This is a genomic window from Roseovarius indicus (genome assembly GCF_008728195.1).
GTDB lineage: Bacteria > Pseudomonadota > Alphaproteobacteria > Rhodobacterales > Rhodobacteraceae > Roseovarius > Roseovarius indicus.
The window spans coordinates 1,105,654-1,122,392 of record NZ_CP031598.1 but is presented as its reverse complement, the minus strand read 5'-3'; the positions used below and the strand labels follow the sequence as shown (position 1 = coordinate 1,122,392).

17 protein-coding genes are annotated in these 16,739 nt (G+C 63.5%); 9 read left to right on the top strand and 8 right to left on the bottom strand.

Annotated features, from left to right (window positions below):
• The first annotated feature begins 52 nt into the window (after positions 1 to 52).
• From RIdsm_RS05280 to RIdsm_RS05265, 4 genes are read left to right on the top strand one after another with little or no spacing between them, the layout of a single operon-like run.
• A complete protein-coding gene (locus tag RIdsm_RS05280; protein ID WP_057820065.1) occupies positions 53 to 1,213 on the top strand; it encodes a thiamine pyrophosphate-dependent dehydrogenase E1 component subunit alpha in 1,161 nt (386 codons plus the stop codon).
• Positions 1,210 to 2,202, top strand: coding sequence for an alpha-ketoacid dehydrogenase subunit beta (locus RIdsm_RS05275; RefSeq protein WP_057820067.1), 993 nt, complete (start codon positions 1,210 to 1,212; stop codon positions 2,200 to 2,202). Before RIdsm_RS05280 ends, RIdsm_RS05275 begins: the two co-directional genes overlap by 4 nt.
• On the top strand, positions 2,199 to 3,365 hold the full coding sequence (locus tag RIdsm_RS05270; RefSeq protein WP_057820069.1) for a dihydrolipoamide acetyltransferase family protein: 1,167 nt from the start codon (positions 2,199 to 2,201) through the stop codon (positions 3,363 to 3,365). The genes RIdsm_RS05275 and RIdsm_RS05270 overlap by 4 nt, the downstream gene beginning before the upstream one ends.
• Positions 3,362 to 3,712, top strand: coding sequence for a carboxymuconolactone decarboxylase family protein (locus RIdsm_RS05265; RefSeq protein ID WP_244955849.1), 351 nt, complete (start codon positions 3,362 to 3,364; stop codon positions 3,710 to 3,712). The genes RIdsm_RS05270 and RIdsm_RS05265 overlap by 4 nt, the downstream gene beginning before the upstream one ends.
• Positions 3,713 to 3,716: 4 nt before the next feature.
• Here the strand turns inward: RIdsm_RS05265 and RIdsm_RS05260 are convergent, their stop codons facing one another.
• The 5 genes from RIdsm_RS05260 to RIdsm_RS05240 all read right to left on the bottom strand — a co-directional run bounded on the left by RIdsm_RS05260 (position 3,717) and on the right by RIdsm_RS05240 (position 6,763).
• Positions 3,717 to 4,103 (bottom strand): ExbD/TolR family protein, encoded by a 387-nt coding sequence (locus RIdsm_RS05260; protein WP_057820073.1) that lies wholly within the window; start codon positions 4,101 to 4,103, stop codon positions 3,717 to 3,719.
• Positions 4,103 to 4,483, bottom strand: coding sequence for an ExbD/TolR family protein (locus RIdsm_RS05255; RefSeq protein ID WP_235607849.1), 381 nt, complete (start codon positions 4,481 to 4,483; stop codon positions 4,103 to 4,105). Before RIdsm_RS05255 ends, RIdsm_RS05260 begins: the two co-directional genes overlap by 1 nt.
• Positions 4,476 to 5,120: a MotA/TolQ/ExbB proton channel family protein gene (locus RIdsm_RS05250; protein WP_057820175.1), complete on the bottom strand. Its 645-nt coding sequence runs from the start codon at positions 5,118 to 5,120 to the stop codon at positions 4,476 to 4,478. The genes RIdsm_RS05255 and RIdsm_RS05250 overlap by 8 nt, the downstream gene beginning before the upstream one ends.
• Positions 5,121 to 5,125: 5 nt before the next feature.
• Positions 5,126 to 5,575, bottom strand: a complete 450-nt coding sequence (locus tag RIdsm_RS05245) for a hypothetical protein (RefSeq protein WP_236553382.1) — start codon at positions 5,573 to 5,575, stop codon at positions 5,126 to 5,128.
• Positions 5,576 to 5,677: 102 nt separating this feature from the next.
• A complete protein-coding gene (locus RIdsm_RS05240; RefSeq protein WP_143100482.1) occupies positions 5,678 to 6,763 on the bottom strand; it encodes an energy transducer TonB in 1,086 nt (361 codons plus the stop codon).
• Between the two features lie 402 nt (positions 6,764 to 7,165).
• Here RIdsm_RS05240 and RIdsm_RS05235 point away from each other — a divergent pair, with 402 nt between their 5' ends.
• The 5 genes from RIdsm_RS05235 (at position 7,166) to RIdsm_RS05215 (ending at position 12,961) form a co-directional block, all read left to right on the top strand.
• A complete protein-coding gene (locus RIdsm_RS05235) occupies positions 7,166 to 8,554 on the top strand; it encodes a bifunctional enoyl-CoA hydratase/phosphate acetyltransferase (protein WP_057820177.1) in 1,389 nt (462 codons plus the stop codon).
• A gap of 279 nt (positions 8,555 to 8,833) precedes the next feature.
• Complete coding sequence (locus RIdsm_RS05230; protein ID WP_057820080.1) at positions 8,834 to 10,006, top strand: glycosyltransferase family 4 protein; 1,173 nt, start codon at positions 8,834 to 8,836, stop codon at positions 10,004 to 10,006.
• The gene (locus RIdsm_RS05225; protein WP_057820082.1) at positions 10,003 to 10,959 is read left to right on the top strand and encodes an NAD-dependent epimerase/dehydratase family protein; all 957 of its coding nucleotides are present in this window, start codon (positions 10,003 to 10,005) and stop codon (positions 10,957 to 10,959) included. The genes RIdsm_RS05230 and RIdsm_RS05225 overlap by 4 nt, the downstream gene beginning before the upstream one ends.
• The gene (locus RIdsm_RS05220) at positions 10,959 to 12,203 is read left to right on the top strand and encodes a glycosyltransferase family 4 protein (RefSeq protein WP_057820084.1); all 1,245 of its coding nucleotides are present in this window, start codon (positions 10,959 to 10,961) and stop codon (positions 12,201 to 12,203) included. The genes RIdsm_RS05225 and RIdsm_RS05220 overlap by 1 nt, the downstream gene beginning before the upstream one ends.
• Positions 12,194 to 12,961, top strand: a complete 768-nt coding sequence (locus RIdsm_RS05215) for a hypothetical protein (RefSeq protein WP_057820086.1) — start codon at positions 12,194 to 12,196, stop codon at positions 12,959 to 12,961. Before RIdsm_RS05220 ends, RIdsm_RS05215 begins: the two co-directional genes overlap by 10 nt.
• Here RIdsm_RS05215 and RIdsm_RS05210 read toward each other — a convergent pair.
• The 3 genes from RIdsm_RS05210 to RIdsm_RS05200 all read right to left on the bottom strand — a co-directional run bounded on the left by RIdsm_RS05210 (position 12,958) and on the right by RIdsm_RS05200 (position 16,728).
• Positions 12,958 to 14,640 carry a DUF2194 domain-containing protein gene (locus RIdsm_RS05210; protein ID WP_057820088.1) on the bottom strand — a complete coding sequence of 561 codons (1,683 nt, stop codon included), beginning with the start codon at positions 14,638 to 14,640 and terminating at the stop codon, positions 12,958 to 12,960. The two genes, RIdsm_RS05215 and RIdsm_RS05210, sit on opposite strands and share 4 nt — an antisense overlap.
• A 168-nt stretch (positions 14,641 to 14,808) precedes the next feature.
• Entirely contained in the window at positions 14,809 to 16,329 is a 1,521-nt protein-coding gene (locus RIdsm_RS05205; protein ID WP_160325887.1) for an adenylate/guanylate cyclase domain-containing protein, read from the bottom strand.
• A 33-nt stretch (positions 16,330 to 16,362) separates the two neighbouring features.
• On the bottom strand, positions 16,363 to 16,728 hold the full coding sequence (locus RIdsm_RS05200; protein WP_057820092.1) for a response regulator: 366 nt from the start codon (positions 16,726 to 16,728) through the stop codon (positions 16,363 to 16,365).
• Positions 16,729 to 16,739: the final 11 nt, after the last annotated feature.

Genomic DNA, 16,739 nt, shown 5'->3' with positions numbered 1-16,739 from the left:
ATACGTTATTCATGACAATCATGATTTCCATACTGCGCGATGGGAGGGCGGCATGGCAAGAACGGCGAAGGGCACCAGTCGGGCGAAGGAGGGCCCGGCCCGGTCATCGGTCTGCCCGCTGGGAGAGGCGGAGGCACACGGCATCCTTCAGGTGCTCGACCGGGATGGGAATGTCTCGGGCACCCTGCCCGACCCCGGGCTTGATGAGGCGACGCTTGTGCGGTTGTATGAAATGCTGGTGCTTGTCCGGGCCATCGACGAGCGCGGGTTCAAGCTTCAGCGCTCGGGCCGGGTGGAGTTCTGGATCCCGCACCGTGGCCTTGAAGCCGTGCACGTCGCCGCGACGCTGGCATTTGCCGATAGCGACTGGATCTTCCTCGGTTACCGTCATCCGGGCTGCATGCTGTTGCGTGGGGTGCCGCTGCTGCAGATGTTTGCGCAGTTCTTCGGGCGCGAGGGCGACCCGCTGAAGGGGCGACGCCTGCCGACGCTGATGGGCGACCGGCGGGTCAATGTCGTTCCGATGACGACGCAGGTCGGCTCTTACATTCCCCATGCCGCCGGGGCCGCATGGGCGGCGCGCCTTCGGGGAGATGACACGCGGTTCCTGGTGTTTTTCGGCGATGGTTCGACCTCTCGCGGAGAATTTCATTCGGCGTTGAACTTCTCCGGCGTACACCGCCCGCCCATCGTGTTCCTGTGCGAGAACAACGGATGGGCGGTGTCGACCCCCACAAGCACCCAGACCGCGACGCGGACCTTTGCCGAGAAGGGCGATGCCTATGCCATCCGCAATCGGCGTGTCGACGGGAACGACCCGTTGGCCGTCTATTCCGTGGTCAAGGAGGCCTACGACCTTTGCGCCTCGGAAGGCCCCAGCCTGGTCGAGGCAGTGACCTACCGGATGGGGCTGCATACAACCTCGGACGACCCCGACCTATACCGCGACCGGTCGGACGTGGCGGAATGGGAGCAATGGGACCCGCTGCCTCGGACACGAAAATATCTCGAGGCGCGCGGCTTCTGGGACGAGGCGCGCGAGGCGGCCTTGTGGGAGCGCGTGCGGGCCGAGATCGCGGAGGCCGTCACGGCGGCAGAGGCCCTGCCCTTCCCCGCCCCGGAGACGATGTTCGACGACACGTTCGAGACGCCGACCTGGTTGTTGGAGGAACAGAAGCGACGCCTTCTGGACGAGTTGGAGCCCCGCGCATGAGCCCGCAGACGCTGACGATGCTCGAGGCGCTGCGCGCGGGCATGGCGCATATGCTGGAGACCGACGACAGCGTGGTGCTGATGGGCGAGGATGTGGGGCGTTCGGGCGGTATCTTCCGGACCTCGACGGGGTTGGCGCAGCGATTTGGCGGGAACCGAGTGATCGACACGCCGCTCGACGAGAAGGGGATCGTGGCGCATGCGATCGGCATGGCCCTGTACGGGTTGCGGCCCATTGTGGAGATGCAGTTCTCGGGCTTCATCCACGACGCGTTCGAGCACATCATGTTCTGTGCCGCGCGGTATCGCTGGGCGTCGGGTGGCCAGTATTCCTGCCCGCTGGTCATCCGCTCGCCGTCCTTCGGGGGGATCAAGGGCGGGTTCTGGCACTCGCAGAGCGCCGAGGCCTATTTCTTTCATCATGGCGGCATCAAGGTGCTGAGCCCTTCAACGCCGGAGGACGCCTATCGCATGATGATCGCGGCGGTGCAGGACCCGGACCCGGTGCTGTTGCTGGAGCCGGTGCCGCTTTACCGGTCGATGAGCGCGGAGTTCGATACGGATGGCGTGCCGGCTGAATTCGGCGAGGCGCGAATTGTACGACCGGGGGCCGATGCGACGCTTCTGGCCTACGGGCCGATCGTGCATGAGTGTGAGAGGGTGGCCGATACGCTGGCGGCCTCAGGCGGCGCGGAGGTCGAGGTGATCGATTTGCGCAGTCTCATGCCCTATGACGTCGAAACGATCCTTGCCTCGGTGCGCAAGACGGGCCGCGTTGTGATTGCCCACGAGGCGCCGGTGACGATGGGGTTCGGCGCGGAGCTGGCAGCTGTCCTTCAGGAGAAGGCGTTCGGTTACCTGCGGGCGCCGATAGACCGCGTGGGCGCGCCCGACGTGCCTTATCATTTCAGCATAGGCGACGAGATGTACCGGCCCACGGCCAGCAACATCCGCGCCGGCATCACCCGCGTGACGGAGTTTGCGTTTTGAGTTCGGATTTTCGACTGCCGGATATCGGCGAGGGGATAAGCGAGGCGTCGCTGGTCGAGTGGCTGGTTGCCGTAGGCGACACGGTCGAGGAAGGCGACGACGTCGCTGTCGTCAGCACAGACAAGGCCGATGTCGAATTGGCGTCTCCAAGGAGTGGTACGGTGGCGCAGCTGTGCTGGACGCCGGGCGACCTTGTGAAGGTCGGCGAGGTCTTGTTGATCTTCGAAGGCGAGGCACATTATCCCGCTATCCAGGCCGCGCCTGCCCTTGTGGAAGAGACAGTCGAGCCACCGCCTGCAACCGCCGAACGCCCCGTTGTCGCCAGCCCGGCGACGCGCAAACTGGCCGCCGAGACCGGGGTCAACCTCGACACGATCGTGGGCAGCGGACCGGACGGTGCGGTCACGCGGCCAGACGTCGAATTGGCCACTGCGCCCGGCAGCACTGCCCCGTCAGAAGAGACCCGGACCGAACCACAAAGCCCGTTGCGGCAAGCCATGGCTGCCCGGCTTTCGCAATCGATACGTACGAGTGTGCATTCGACGATTCACTTCCAGATGGATGGCAGCGCGCTTGCCGGGATGCAGCGCCGCCTTGGCGGAGCAGTGGAGCTCACCGGAACGAAGATTTCGCTGACGGCGCTTCTGGTAAAATGCCTCGCAGCCGCGCTGACCCGCCATCCACGGCTGAACGCGACCACCGATGACGCGGCGCAGACATTGACACTGCACAAGCGGGTGAATCTCGGGATTGCGCTGGCCAGCGACCGCGGGCTTCTGGTGCCGGTCCTGAGGGACGTGGCCGGCAAAACGGGCGCGACCGTCGCATCGGAGCTGGCCGGGATGACGGACCGGGGCCGCGATGGCACTCTCACGCCCGAGGAATTGCGTGAGGGCAGTTTCACGCTCTCGAACACGGGCAATCTTGAAAGTGCGATGATCGAGTACAGCACGCCGATCATCGTGCCGCCACAAACCGGCATCCTGTGGGTCTCGCGCCTGCGTGACAGGGTCTGGGCTGAGGACGGGCAGGCCGTCGTGCGGCCGGTGCTGAACGCGAGCCTGAGTTTCGATCATCGCTGCCACGACGGGGCGGACGCGATGGCCTTCATCAACGATCTGTCTCGTATCGTCGAGACGCCCGAAACCGCGCTTATCTCGTGAAAGGAACCGGCATGGACAGCTATCGCGACACCGCACGCACCGTCGACCAGGGCAACAAGATGTTGATGGAGGCCGCGCCGGAGACGATGGGGGCCTTTGCGGCGCTCTACAAGGCGGCCTCGGCCGACGGGGCGATCGACAAGAAGACCAAGGAGTTGATGGCGCTATCGATTTCGGTCGCGATCCGCTGCGAGGGGTGCATCGCGGTTCATGCCCGCGCCGCCGCCCGGCACGGCGCCAGCGAAGCTGAAGCGGTAGAGGCGTTGATGGTTGCGGTCGAGCTGTCCGGTGGACCGGGCACGGTTTATGCCGGGAAGGCGTTAGAGGCATTTCGCGCGTTTTCCTGACGGGTCATTCCAACCCGCGCTCCGTGACCAGGACGACCCGTTGGGCCCCGGCCGCGCGCAAGGCGCGGGCCAAGTCCACCAGGACGGTGGCCGACAGGGCCGCGTCGGGTACGATCCGGACCACCTCGCGCCCGTCTTCGGGACGGGCCTGCAGGAACGCTTCGGCCGAGGCAATATCGTTGCCGCGATAGGTCATCCGGCCGTTTTCGTGCACGACAAGGGTATCGGGCGGTGCCCGGCCTTCCAACTCGGCCGTGCGCACGAGGGTCACGTCCTTGTCGAGCGGCGTCGAAAGCGTGCCCGCCACCATGAAGAAGACCAGCATCAGGAAGACGATGTTGATCAGGGCGATGGTGGGTTCGCGCCGAGTGCCTTGCCGCCGTTTTCGCATCACGACCCCAGCACGTTGATGTTGAGCCGGTCGATGCCGCGCAGCACTACCAGAACGTCGGTCAGCCTTTGGGCCGTGACCTCGTCGCGAAGGCTGACGAGGACGCGGAGCGTTTCCGCGTCGGGCGCAATTTCGGAAAACTCTTGCGACAGGTTGGTCAGGTCGATGTCCTCGCCATTCATGCGAAGGCTGTTCTCGCCGAGCTGCAGGAAGCTCATCTGCGTTTCACTTTCGGTCGCACCGCCCGACCCGGCCGCCGAGATTTCCACCTCGGAAAAGCGGGAGAAGGTCGAGGACAGCATGAAGAACAGCAGCAGCAGGAAGATGACGTCGATCAGCGACGTCATCGACAGCCGCCGCCGTCGGGCGGGGTTACGCATAGGAGGGGTCCGCCTCTTCCTGACCGTGAGCCTGGTGATGCCATTGCGGATGCAGAACCGTGGTGATGGCCCGCTCGGCGATCACGCGCTCGGTGTCCATTCGGCCTTCGAGCCAGCTCAGGACCATGGCGGTGGGCATGGCCACGGCGAGCCCCACGGCGGTTGTCAGCAGCGCCACCCAGATGCCGCCTGCAAGCAGAGAGGGATCGACCTGTGCACCCGCATCCTGCAGCGACTGGAAGGCGTCGATCATGCCCAGCACGGTGCCGAAGAGGCCAAGAAGTGGCGCCAGTTGCGCCACGCTGTCGAGCAGGCGGAAGCCGCGTTCCAGCCGGGCAAAGCGCACTTCAGCCTCGGCGATGAGGCGCTTGGTGTCTTCAGGATCGGCGGCGAAGGCCATTTCGATCACCGGCACGAGGTAGCTTTTTGAAGCATTGAGGGCGAAGGTGGCCCCTGTGCGGTCACCGCGGTCCCAAGCCGCCACCGCATCGCGAAGCGACTTGTGCCGGCCAACACCGGCCGCGGCGAACTGCCAGACCTTGAAAAGGATGGTGGCCAGCGTCACGACAGACACCGCCAGCAAGATGGCGACCACCGGCCCACCGAGGTCGATGATCTGGCGCAGGCTTTCAATCATCTGGTTCATCCGATCACCTCAATCTCGGTGCGGGTTTCAAGGATCAGCCCGGCCTCGCAGGCATTGTCATCAAGGCTCGCCGCATCGCAGGTATGGGCGCCGTTGATCAGGATCTGGCCGAGGCCCTCGCATGTGATGCCCGATACGGTGAACTGACGCACGCGGGGGCGGCCGGCAGGCAACGTACCGAAATCGAAGAGGGTCAGTCGATCGACCTGACCGGAGGTGTCGAAGAGCACCGTTTCGTAGACGACCTTGTCGATCGCACTGTCGTGTCCATTCTGCGCGAGGAAGGTGAGAGTACAGCCCCCGTCGGTGGGTTTGATCGCGTTCAGCTCAATCGACACGGCCTTCCTCGCCTCCTGCACCTCCTGCGCCTGCGCGATACCTCCGAAGGCTGCGATCAGGCTGGCCGCGCAGGCTGCGCTCGTATTCCGGATGAGTCTCATCTGCATCTTCCCTATTTCTAGGCACCGTGTTTGCGCGTGCCCTTTCAGTTGTGTTCCGATCCCGTCACCGGCGCTAGGCCGGTACTTTTTATCCGTCAAGCCGACCCGTCAATTGCTGTGGTACACGAAGACAAGCCGCCGGATCGTTCCGGCCGGGGGCGGCGGAAAGGGGGCTGCCCGGCGCACCTGTGCGGCGGCGGCCCGCTCGATTCCCTCCGAACCCGAGCTGCCGAGAACCCGAACCCAGCCAACCGAGCCGTCGGCATTGATCTGAAACTGCACACGTGCCGTGCCCTTGGAGGAGGTAGCGATGCGTGGCGCTCGGTTGAGCTGCATCAAAACGCGCCCGGCATAGTTTGTCTCTCCCGCATTTCCCGTGGCCCTCGACGCGTCAAAGGGCGACGCTCCGGTTGACGAGATACTGCCTTCCTGTGCCAGGAGTTCGAGTCCGCTACTACGTATGGTGGTTCTCTCAGAGCCGTTTTCCGACCCGCCATCCTGCGTGGCGGAACGAGCGGCCAAGGCCTCTTCCGAAGGGCGCACCTTCGGCGGACGCAGCGAGCGGGTGACCGCCGCGCCTTCTGTCGTCTCATCGCCGGTCTCGATTGGAATTTCGGCCTCGTCGGGCAAGGACGCGATGACCATCTCGGGCTCGTCCGGCTGCACTGTTTCCTCGGGCGCTTCCTCCTGGGTCTCTTCAGGCGCTTCGGCCTCTTCCGGGTTGGTTTCGGCCTCGACCTCGGCTGTTTCCGTCGCAGCATCGGGCTCGACCGGCTCGACCGGCTCGGCCGAGTCGGCCTCACCCTCGGGCGGCGGGGCGGCTTCGGGCACCGGGCTTTCGGACGGCTCGGCCGCATCCGGAGACACCACCTCGGCCGACCCGCTATCCGGTGCCCTGTCGTATTGAGGAGTGTCCGTGGCAACCAATGCTTCAGTGCTGGGGGTCATGTCCTCGACTGGTTCTGGCGACGTGACCTCGGGCGGTTCGGCTGGCTCGGTCGTCTCGGGCTCGGGCATTTCCGGCGCCACGTCGGCGAAGTCCTCGAAGGTGCCGCCGGCCTCGGGTGGTGGCGCCTCGGCCCCATCCGGTTCCGGTGCCACGTCGCGCGAAGCGACGTTCAGGACCACCCCGTGAAGCAGCAGTGACAGCACCACGGCTGCCAGGGCCGCAAGCAGGGAACGCCGGTAAATCAAGACGCCATGCACCCGGGCAAATCGGTCGTCATCTTGCCAAAACGCACGACACGAAGCGCCCGCCCCGGCATGGCGGCCAAGGCTTGCAGTGATTTCGCCGCAATGGTCATACGCGCAACGCCAATCGTCAAAGCATCCGTTTCAGGCCGGATCGGTCCTGACCGATCCCAGCTATGTGGTCCGGCTCGAGTGTAAGTGCAAGAGCGGGTGGCGGTCCATCGCGGAGACTTGTTCGACACGAGAGCGGAGCATGCACGGAAAAGCCGCGACCTGCGTCGATGACGTCACGAGAGTGCACCTGACGTGTCACATGTCTGGTACTTCATGGGTATTCCGTGTGGACATATCCTTTCGAATTTCCGACTAAACCCGGGTCTCTTGCCCAAGAACGGATGCGCCACCGTGAAAATCGAGAACCGAACTTTCGACGAACTTGAAATCGGCAGCACGGAGTCCCTGCGGCGCCTGTGCACACAGGACGACATGATCGTCTTTGCCAATGTCTCCGGCAACCACAACCCGATGCACATCTTCGACGCTGACGGCGATGGCGATGGTCACAACGAGGCGGTCGCGCCCGGGCTGTTCGTTGGCTCGCTGATCACAGCGGTATTGGGGAACCTGCTTCCCGGGGCCGGCACGCTTTACCGGGCGCAGAATTTTGTATTCCACGATCGCGCGCATGCGGGCGAGGAATTGGAGAGCACGGTCACCGTCACCGGCAAGAACGACGCCGATTTCACAGTTACGCTCGACACCGAGGTGAGACGCGTCAAGGACGGCGCGCTTATCGTCGCGGGCGAGGCCATCGTGGAGGCGCCCCGGAAGAAGGTGAGCTATTCCAGCCACGACCTGCCCGGGCTGATCGTTCAACGGCACCGGCATTTCGAGAAACTTCAGAAATTGGCCGAGCCGTTGCCCGCACTGGTGACCGCCGTGATCTGCCCCGAAGAGGTGAACTCTTTGGGCGGCGCATTGCTGGCGCGGCGCCATACGCTGATCGAGCCGATACTTGTTGGCGACCCTGACAAGATCGCCGAGGCGGCCGGTGCGTTGAACGAAGACCTGTCCGATATAGAGATCGTTGCGGAGACGGACCACGATGCCGCAGCACATCGTGCCGTGGCACTGGTTCACGAAGGGCGCGCCGGAGCCCTGATGAAGGGGTACCTTCACACCGATCAGGTACTCCGGGCGGCGCTTGACAAGGAAAAGGGCCTGCGCGCCGGTCGCCGGTTCACGCATGTCTTCGTAATGGACGTGCCCGGCCTGCCGACCCCGTTGCTGGTGACAGACGCGGCGATCAACATTGCGCCGGATCTCAAGACCAAGGTGGATATTGTACAGAACGCCATCGACCTTGCTCGCAGCCTCGGCTTCGAGGAGCCCAAGGTGGGTGTGCTTTCGGCTGTCGAGACGGTCAACCCAGATATCCCCTCCTCGGTCGATGCGGCTCTCTTGTCCAAAATGGCGGAACGCGGCCAGATCCACGGCGGGCTGGTCGACGGACCACTGGCGATGGACAACGCCGTCGATATAGCCGCCGCCCGCACCAAGGGACTGAATTCTCGCGTGGCCGGACATGCCGACGTGCTTGTCGTGCCTGATATCGACGCGGGAAACATGCTGGCCAAGCAGTTGACTTACATCAGCCATGCCGAAGCCGCCGGGCTTGTGCTCGGGGCACGGGTGCCGATCATTCTGACCTCCCGGTCCGATGACGACGAAGCGCGGCTGGCTTCCTGCGCTGTCGCAGCGTTGCATCATGCGCGCCAGCACGGTCGCGTTTGACGCGTATCACTCCGGCGCGACGCCCGTGCGACCCAATCGGGCGCCGGGCCCGGTGTGGAGGAACGGGAATGAGCCGTGGAAAAGTGTTCATGAGGGGCCTTCTGTCATCGGTTCAATCGGCGGTTCGGCACTCAGGGCGCGGGAGAGTCTGATAATGTTGGAAAACAGGCTTCGGACCTGTTAACGATTCCCGGTGTCGGAACGCGGCGGGCGCCCAGTCATTTCAAGTACAATTTTAACGTCTGCGTTGCGGCCGGTGGGGTTGTCGGACCGGAACATATGCATGGTGTTGTGACGATTTTTTATGACGAGCCGGATTGGGCGTTTCACAACATCGCCGCCAATCTTGCGCGTATTGCACCGCCGGGCTTCTCTTTTCTTGCGCTGAGCCGCGATGAATGGTTCGGCCGCACCCGCGCCGCAGAGGCCGCCGTCGCAAAATCCGATATCGTTGTCTTCCTGTGGCGTTTCGATCTGCTGGCCTATCTCGACACGCTGTCCGAGGCCGGTTGGGCAAGGCTGCTCGCACCCGATCGTCCGGCACTGGTCGCGATGATCTACGATCACCTCTACACCGATCCGGAAGACTTGGATTACTACGGCAATCCGTTCGCTCTATCTGATGTCTGCGGCGCCTGCTCTGCACGGCTGCGTGATATCTACAAGTCGGCCCCACATCTGCCGGTGCCCGCGCATGTGGTGCCCGACGGTGTGGACACAGCATTCTTTTTACCCGACGATCGAGAACCAACCGGCCCGTTGCGGATCGGCTGGGTCGGCAACAGCGCCTGGGGCATCACCGAGGGCGAGGATTTCAAGGGGCGCCGCACAATCCTCGAGCCCGCGATCCAGATATTGAGAGCGCGTGGCGTCCGGTTCGAACTCCACCTCGCCGACAAGGCGGAGCGGCGCCTGCCCCGCAGCGAGATGCCGGCCTTCTACCGCGGGATCGACGTGCTGGTCTGCTCTGCCGCGATCGAGGGCACACCCAACCCGGTGCTCGAGGCGATGGCGTCCGGCACGGCCGTGATCAGCACCGACGTCGGCATCGTGCGCGACGTTTTCGGACCGGAGCAGCGCCGCTTCATCCTTTCGGAACGCAGCCCTGAAGCGCTCGCTGAAGCGCTTGAAACTCTCTCGGGCGACCCGACAACCCTTGCCCGGCTGCGCGCTGAAAACCTTGCCGCGCGCCCCGCGATCTCTTGGGAGAGCCGGTGGCCGGCATGGCAGGCGCTTTTCGACGAAGCGCGCGCCGCACGTATGACGGCATACGGCGCGACCGTAACGGAAAACCTTCGCAAGTTCCGCTCTCGCCGCCGGACCCGACTGGAGCGCCTGCGCCGCACCGTCGCCGGCAACCGCCTTGCCTTCCGCGCCTACGAGACTGCGATCAGGCGGTTCCCAGGCCTTGTGCGCAGGACAAAACGGTTGATCGAAAGGCACACTCCATGAAGACGTGGATAGTCACCGGAGGCGCTGGTTTCATAGGCAGTCATCTCGTCCGTGCGCTGCTCTGCGCAGGCCACGAAGTCACCGTCATCGACAATTTCTCGACCGGGCGGCGGGAAAACCTCTCCGGGATTTCTGCCTGGCACGGGTTGACCGTGATCGATGGCGATGCCGGCGATCCGCAGGTGCTGCGGCAGGCCATGCGCGCCACGACCGACGGCATCTTTCATCTTGCCGCCACCGTGCACGTGCAGGACTGCATTCGCGACTGGCTGGGCAGCCACCGGGCCAATGCGACGATGACTTTGACCCTGATGTCCGAGGCCAGCCAGAACGGGGCCGTGCCGGTGGTCTACGCTTCGTCGGCAGCCGTCTACGGTGATCGCTCAGACGAGATCTGCCATGAAGACCTGGCAGAACGCCCCCTTTCCCCCTACGGCGCCGACAAGCTAGCCTGCGAGCATCATGCACGTGCCTTTGCCGCCATTCACGGGCTGCCATCCGCAGGGCTGAGGTTCTTCAATGTCTACGGGCCACGGCAAAGGGCAGATTCCGCCTATGCCGGGGTACTCGCCCGCTTCATTTCCGATGCCGAAAACGACACCCTGCACACAATCTTCGGCGACGGCGAACAGACCCGCGATTTCATCCATGTGTCCGACGTCGTGCAGGTCATGAGCCGGGCGATGGACCTGATCGTCGCCGATCGCAGCGCGCATATCGTCAACGTCTGTACCGGCGTCTCGACCTCGGTGACCGAGGCCGCGCAACTCATCGACCGCATCGCCGGTCGTTCCATCGCTTGCAAGCATGCCCCTGCACGCCGTGGAGAGATCCGGCACAGCCGTGGCAGCACGGCGCTGATGGGCCACCTGCTCGGCCAGCGTGACTTTCTTGGCCTCGAGGAAGGCCTGTTCCCGATGCTGGCCACGACCGCGACGCAGCGGATCGCCTGATGAAGCCTCGTGTTCTTCTTCTTCCGGATGTGCCCGATTGGGCCTATGACAACATCTGTGACCACATCATCGCCAACCATTCCGACCGCTTCACCTTCGAGCGGTACTACATGGGCGGCGTCATGGGCTATCCGGAGGTGTTCCTGAACCAGGTCTTCGGGATTATGAAAGACTTCGACATCCTTCATTTTTTCTGGCGCGACGATGTCCAGCACCTGATGAACCCGGAGGCCATCTACAAGGCGGCGTCCCGCTTCTCTCGCGGTGCGGAAACCCTGATCGACGCGATGGCGCGCCCGGTGATCACCTGCTCGGTTTACGATCACCTGCATCTGGAACCGCAGCATTTCCCATGGCGTTCGAGGGCCTTCTGGTATGCCGATGGCTATTCCGTCTCCTCCGGAATTCTCCGCGATATATACGCGGGCATCGACGCGTTTCCCGACCCGCTTGCCATGCTGCCCGATGGCACCGACACCGCGCGTTTCAAACCACGCAACCTCGAGCGGCTGACCGAAGACCGTCCGCTGCGCGTGGGCTGGGTCGGCAACCCGAACTGGGGCAATGACCCGGTTCGCGATCCGAAAGGCTTGCGGACCATCCTCACTCCGGCAGTCGAGACACTCGTCGCCGAAGGTTGCGAGATCGAGACACATTACGCAGACACCACTGTGCGCAAGCGCAACCGCGACGAGATGGCCGAGTATTATGGAGAGATAGACGTGCTCGTCTGTTCCTCCGAGATCGAGGGCACGCCGAACCCGGTGCTCGAGGCGCTGGCGTCGGGCGTGCCCATCGTCTCGACCCGTGTGGGGATCGTGCCAGACGCGCTTGGGCCCAAACAAAGCCGCTTCATCCTGGCCGAACGCTCGCCCAAGGCGATGGCAGCTGCGCTCAGGGACCTTGCCCTGAACCGCTCGACGCTTGCCGAGCTTTCAGCCGAAAACCTTGAGCGTGCGCCATTGTGGGATTGGAGCGAAACGGCCAGGGGCTGGCCCGACTTCTGGAAGGCCGCCATGGCCCGCCACAAGGATGGCCAGCGCGGACCCCTGAAGCAATACTTTCTGCGAGAGCGATATCTCGCGTGGTATGCCGACAACGTCAAATACAAGGATCTCTGGCAGGATGTCGCTGCGACCCCGGCAACCCTTCAGCGAGGGCGTACACGTCAGGCCATATCGGACTGGATCACCCGATCGCCCGGGCGCCAGGCATTTTACAATCGTCTGCGGGGATGGCGGTGAGCAACAACGGGCGCCGGTTCGTGCTGTTGATGCCCTGGGGGCGGGTCGGCAGCAACCTCGTGGCCGCAACCCTTGCCCGCAGCCGCGATATTCGCATCGATAACGAACCCACGACACGCATCCGCACATTCGGCGAACGTGACGGGGTGCCCAAGGAAGACCAGGCGCAACAACAACTGGCCGAACTCGAGACGTTTCTCGCCGAAGACCCTGACGACATGCGGGCGGCCGGCCTGAAACTGTCTTACAGGTCGCTGATCGAACCTCGGGTCTATCTTGCCCGCCTTCGTGCGGCCGCCGTTCCGCTGGTTCTGATGACCCGAAAAAACCACCTCAAATGCGCGGTTTCACAGCTTCGCGCGCGTGTCAGGGCCGGGGCATTAAGCACCGCTTGGCAAAGTCCCTGGGCGGTTCGCGCGCAGGAGCCGAAGCCCGGCCCTGTCGAAATCGACCCGGCAGAGACTGTCCGGTTGGCCAAGCTCTTCGAGCGCCTGCATGCCGAAACCCTGAAGGCCGTGCGCAGGGTCTACGGCGATGACTGGCTTTCCGTCGAGTATGCCGAGCTCGCGGCAAGCCCAAAGTCCGTGATCGGGCGCATTTGCGACTGGACCGGCCTTGACCAGCCCGAAACCGAGGACCTGCCACACCGCAAGGCCACATCCGACGATCTGTCGGAAGACGTCCTGAACTACACCGAACTTGCGAGTGCCGCCGAAGCGGCAGGGTTTGCCGACATGCTCTCCCGTGCCCCGGGTTAGGAAACTCGTTCCATTTGCCGGAGTTCGATCTCGGCCACCATTTCCTCCAACTCTATCACGCGCCGGCGGAACCCCGGGCCTTCGTCTGCGTGCAATGTTTTCGCTCCACGGATTGCGCCGAAGCCTGACACCGGTTCGCCGTTGATCCGCAGTTCGATCGTTCCGCCTACCGGCCCGGTGACCGTGACGCTCTTTTCGCCAATATCGGTGCGCCACTCGCTTGAAAGGTGCGCCTTCAGCCGGGCGGCGCCTTCGGAGGTCGTGCAACCGCGAAGCCATGGATGCCGCCTGCGCATCTCGGACAGGTAACGCGACAGGTCATGTCGCATCCCCCGCCAGGACTGGCCGGACCGGTTGCGCCGGCCTATGCCCAGCTCGCCGGGCAAGGGCTTGTCTTCCAGATCGTCTGGATGGAGGAAATGTGACCATACCCCTGTTGCCGCCACCTGCGACACCGCGGTGGCCAGAACACCGATGGCCCCGCCATAGCCCCATGTCGCTCGAGGTAAGGCGAAAAGCTTCTTGTTGTAAGGTTCCGGCCCGTATTCCCGAGCGCCCCCGGTGCCCACGTCCGGCAAAAGGTAACTTCCACAGATGGCGTTAATCGACGGCACGGCTTCGACAAGTGCGGCTACTCCGTCACTGTCATACTCGTTGTTGGCCGGAACATAGGACGTGGGAGGCGGCCCCAGTTCTTGTTCCTGCCACAAGCCCATCGCCTTATGCAGACCGTCGGCCATGCGTTTACGATCCCCCCAGACCGACGACATAAGCGGCTGGTGGTTCAGCCCATGCAAGCCCACCTCCCCGCGCTCGGCCCTGAACGCTGCAAAGCAATCCTTGCGCGTGTTATCCGTGACGGGCGGCACGATGTCCTCTCCTTTCCAAGTATAGCAGAACACGGCAAAACAGGTCATCGGGAAGCCGGACCGGCGCGACAGGGCAAGGACGTCGGGGAACCAACGCGCAGCGTAGAAGTCCCTGGGCAGTGGTCCGGGATCTGGCCACCACCGCCGACGTTCAGATGGAACGCCCAGCGGTGCTGGAAAATCGTCTGCCTGAAAGACCGCGACGTTCGCCCTCGGAACGGCTGAAACCGCCATCACCGCGGTGATCGATTCAACGATCAGACCGCGCCACTGCTTCCGGGACAACATATGACTGTTCCAATAAAGAACCCTCCCCTCGCCACGCCTGACCCGCCATGCCAGCGGCCGCCCGACGCCCGTGCGCGCCACGATTTCTGCCTCTGGAAGGGGGTGAATATCGAGTGCGGAGTGGCTCAGTGCATATCCCGTCGACAGGTCGATCCCGGCAAAGGACGGGAACAGGCTGCCCCGGAAAACCAGCCCTTCGCTGTGGTGTTCGGAATAGATGTCCTCCGCCCCACCGCGTGGCGGGGCGATTCCGAACAAATCCCACCATCCCTCGGCCGGAATGCGAAAGGCGCTGACAAGCCCGCCACCGGCGCGAACGAAGGCCGCCAGCCGCTCCAATTCGGTCGAGGGCAGGTATTCGATCGCCAGAAGAACTGCCGCATAGCTGTCGAGTTTCGGCAACGCCCCGATCTCGGCTACGTGGTGATCGAAGGCGAGGCGCGCCTGCTCCAATGCGATGGCCGCGTTTGCACCCGCCGCGTCGTTTTCCTGTGTTACCAGCAATAGCCTGAGCTGTGGCATGGCGCTTCGGGTCCCCACGGGTGAATAAGGTGGCCATCGGCCGGCGCACGTTGCGAGCGCCTTCTGAAAACGTTAAGCGAAACTCGCCCGCCAGACCATCGCATCGACGCGAGAACCGGCCCCTGCCTTTTCGAGATCATCAGAATGCCGCGCAGAAGGCTCGGCCGGTCAATCGATGAAATACGACGTTATCAGTCCGATGCCTTTTACGTCGTGCTGGCGCGCTTCGACGATGTCGAGGTAATCGCCTAGTGCATCTCGGGTTGCTTCGGATATCTGGATTCGGCCGGGCATTCCGGTTGATTCCAGCCTGCTCGCCAGGTTCACGGTCTCGCCCCAAACGTCATAGACCGAGCGCTTGCGCCCGATCAGCCCGGCAATGACCGGCCCTGAATTGATGCCCACGCGGACATTCATATCGACCGCGCCGCCATTCGTCTCGGCCGTCGCCCGGATCAGGTCGCGCGCGAAATCAACGGCGGCGTGAGCGTGGTCCTCGCGCTCGGCGGGGATTCCCGAGGCGGCCATGTATGCATCACCGATGGTCTTGATCTTCTCAATGCGATGCCGCGAAACGAGCTCGTCGAACGCCGAGAACAGCGCCGAAAGCCGATCGACCAGATCGCCGGCATCAAGCCGCGCCACGAGAGGTGTGAACCCGACAATGTCAGCGAAGACAATTGTCGCGTTTCCGAAGCGGTCGGCGATCTGTGTTTCGCCATTGTTGAGCCGGTGAATGACCGGTGCGGGCAGCATGGCGTGCAGGAGCGCATCCGCCCTGTCGCGTTCGTACTGGATTTCCCTTGTGTATGCCTTTTCCCGTGCCCGCCATTGTGCCCGATCTAGGCAGGCATCGACACGCGCGTGCAGCAGGACGGGGTCGATCGGTTTGGGAAGATAATCCTCAGCGCCGGCGATCACGCATCTCGCCACCGCGCCGGTTTCCTTCAGACCCGAGACCATGACAACGGGGATTTCCCTTAGCGCGGCGTCGGCCTTGATCTGCAACAGAACTTCTATGCCGTTCGTGTCGGGCATCAGAATGTCGAGCAGAACGAGGTCGAATGCCTCTTCTCCCAGCGCCCTGAAAGTTTCAACCGCGGACCCGACGGCGCGCACCGTATGCCCTCTGCGTTCGAGATAGCGGGAAAGGATTTCACGATTGGCCGCCTCGTCGTCAATCACGAGGATATGGCCCGTCAAGCTGGCCTTTTCGGCACTCATGGCAGAAAGGCTACGCACGAGACCGGCGGCAAGCTGTTCCTCGGAATCGGGTAGGTGGTTCGTGCCGGCTTCATCGGATCCGTCGAGGGCGGCGTCGATCTGGCCAGCGAACCGACGGGCTTCACCCAGTATGGCGCCGATGTCGCGAACGGCCGAGCTTTGCAGATCGGCCTCGAAATCCTCAAGCACCATTTCCGAATATCCGATGATCGCGTTGATCGGAGAGCGAAGGTCGTGGCGCAGGATCGCCTGCGCCCCGGCATCATCGGAAGGGGCACGTCGCCCTGCAGCGAGGTCGAGAATCATACGGCTGAGTTGTGCCGCGGCGAGCGCGATCTTCTCGAGATCCTCAATCGCCCCTGCCGGGCCGGAGCGGCGCACCTCTTCCATAAGAAGGCCATGATAGCCGAGGATGGCCTCTGACGGCCCGTTGAGCTTCTGGGCGACCCGCGCGGCGAAGGCCAACTCTTCCTTGCGCTCCTTGCCTGTCATCAGGGACTAATCTCCAAGCAGGCGGGTCATGATCTCTAGCAAGCCGGGCAGTTCGATCGGCTTCGTGTAGAACTCGTCGCATCCGGCCTCGAGTGCCTTGTCGCGGTCGCTGGCCATCGCGTGAGCCGTAAGCGCGACAACCGGAATCGAAGCCGTCTCTGGGTTGGCCTTGATCTGGCGCGTGGCCTCCCAGCCGTCGATCACGGGGAGGCTCATATCCATGAGGATAAGGTCTGGCCTTGCCGAAAGCGCCCGCTCGACGCCGGCCCTGCCGTCGCGGGCAGACAGGATTTCATACCCTTTCCGCTGCAGCCGCCTTGAAAGCATGTCGAGGTTCATGTCGTTGTCTTCCACGATAAGGATCAGTGACATTCGGTTGCCTC

Coding starts and splice junctions, on each gene's coding strand:
- RIdsm_RS05215 (WP_057820086.1), top strand. CDS start 12,194: ATGGCGGTGAGCAACAACGGGCGCCGGTTCGTGCTGTTGATGCCCTGG.
- RIdsm_RS05200 (WP_057820092.1), bottom strand. CDS start 16,728: ATGTCACTGATCCTTATCGTGGAAGACAACGACATGAACCTCGACATG.
- RIdsm_RS05210 (WP_057820088.1), bottom strand. CDS start 14,640: ATGCCACAGCTCAGGCTATTGCTGGTAACACAGGAAAACGACGCGGCG.
- RIdsm_RS05280 (WP_057820065.1), top strand. CDS start 53: ATGGCAAGAACGGCGAAGGGCACCAGTCGGGCGAAGGAGGGCCCGGCC.
- RIdsm_RS05275 (WP_057820067.1), top strand. CDS start 1,210: ATGAGCCCGCAGACGCTGACGATGCTCGAGGCGCTGCGCGCGGGCATG.
- RIdsm_RS05250 (WP_057820175.1), bottom strand. CDS start 5,120: ATGATTGAAAGCCTGCGCCAGATCATCGACCTCGGTGGGCCGGTGGTC.
- RIdsm_RS05220 (WP_057820084.1), top strand. CDS start 10,959: ATGAAGCCTCGTGTTCTTCTTCTTCCGGATGTGCCCGATTGGGCCTAT.
- RIdsm_RS05225 (WP_057820082.1), top strand. CDS start 10,003: ATGAAGACGTGGATAGTCACCGGAGGCGCTGGTTTCATAGGCAGTCAT.
- RIdsm_RS05255 (WP_235607849.1), bottom strand. CDS start 4,483: ATGCGTAACCCCGCCCGACGGCGGCGGCTGTCGATGACGTCGCTGATC.
- RIdsm_RS05260 (WP_057820073.1), bottom strand. CDS start 4,103: ATGCGAAAACGGCGGCAAGGCACTCGGCGCGAACCCACCATCGCCCTG.
- RIdsm_RS05245 (WP_236553382.1), bottom strand. CDS start 5,575: ATGCAGATGAGACTCATCCGGAATACGAGCGCAGCCTGCGCGGCCAGC.
- RIdsm_RS05230 (WP_057820080.1), top strand. CDS start 8,834: ATGCATGGTGTTGTGACGATTTTTTATGACGAGCCGGATTGGGCGTTT.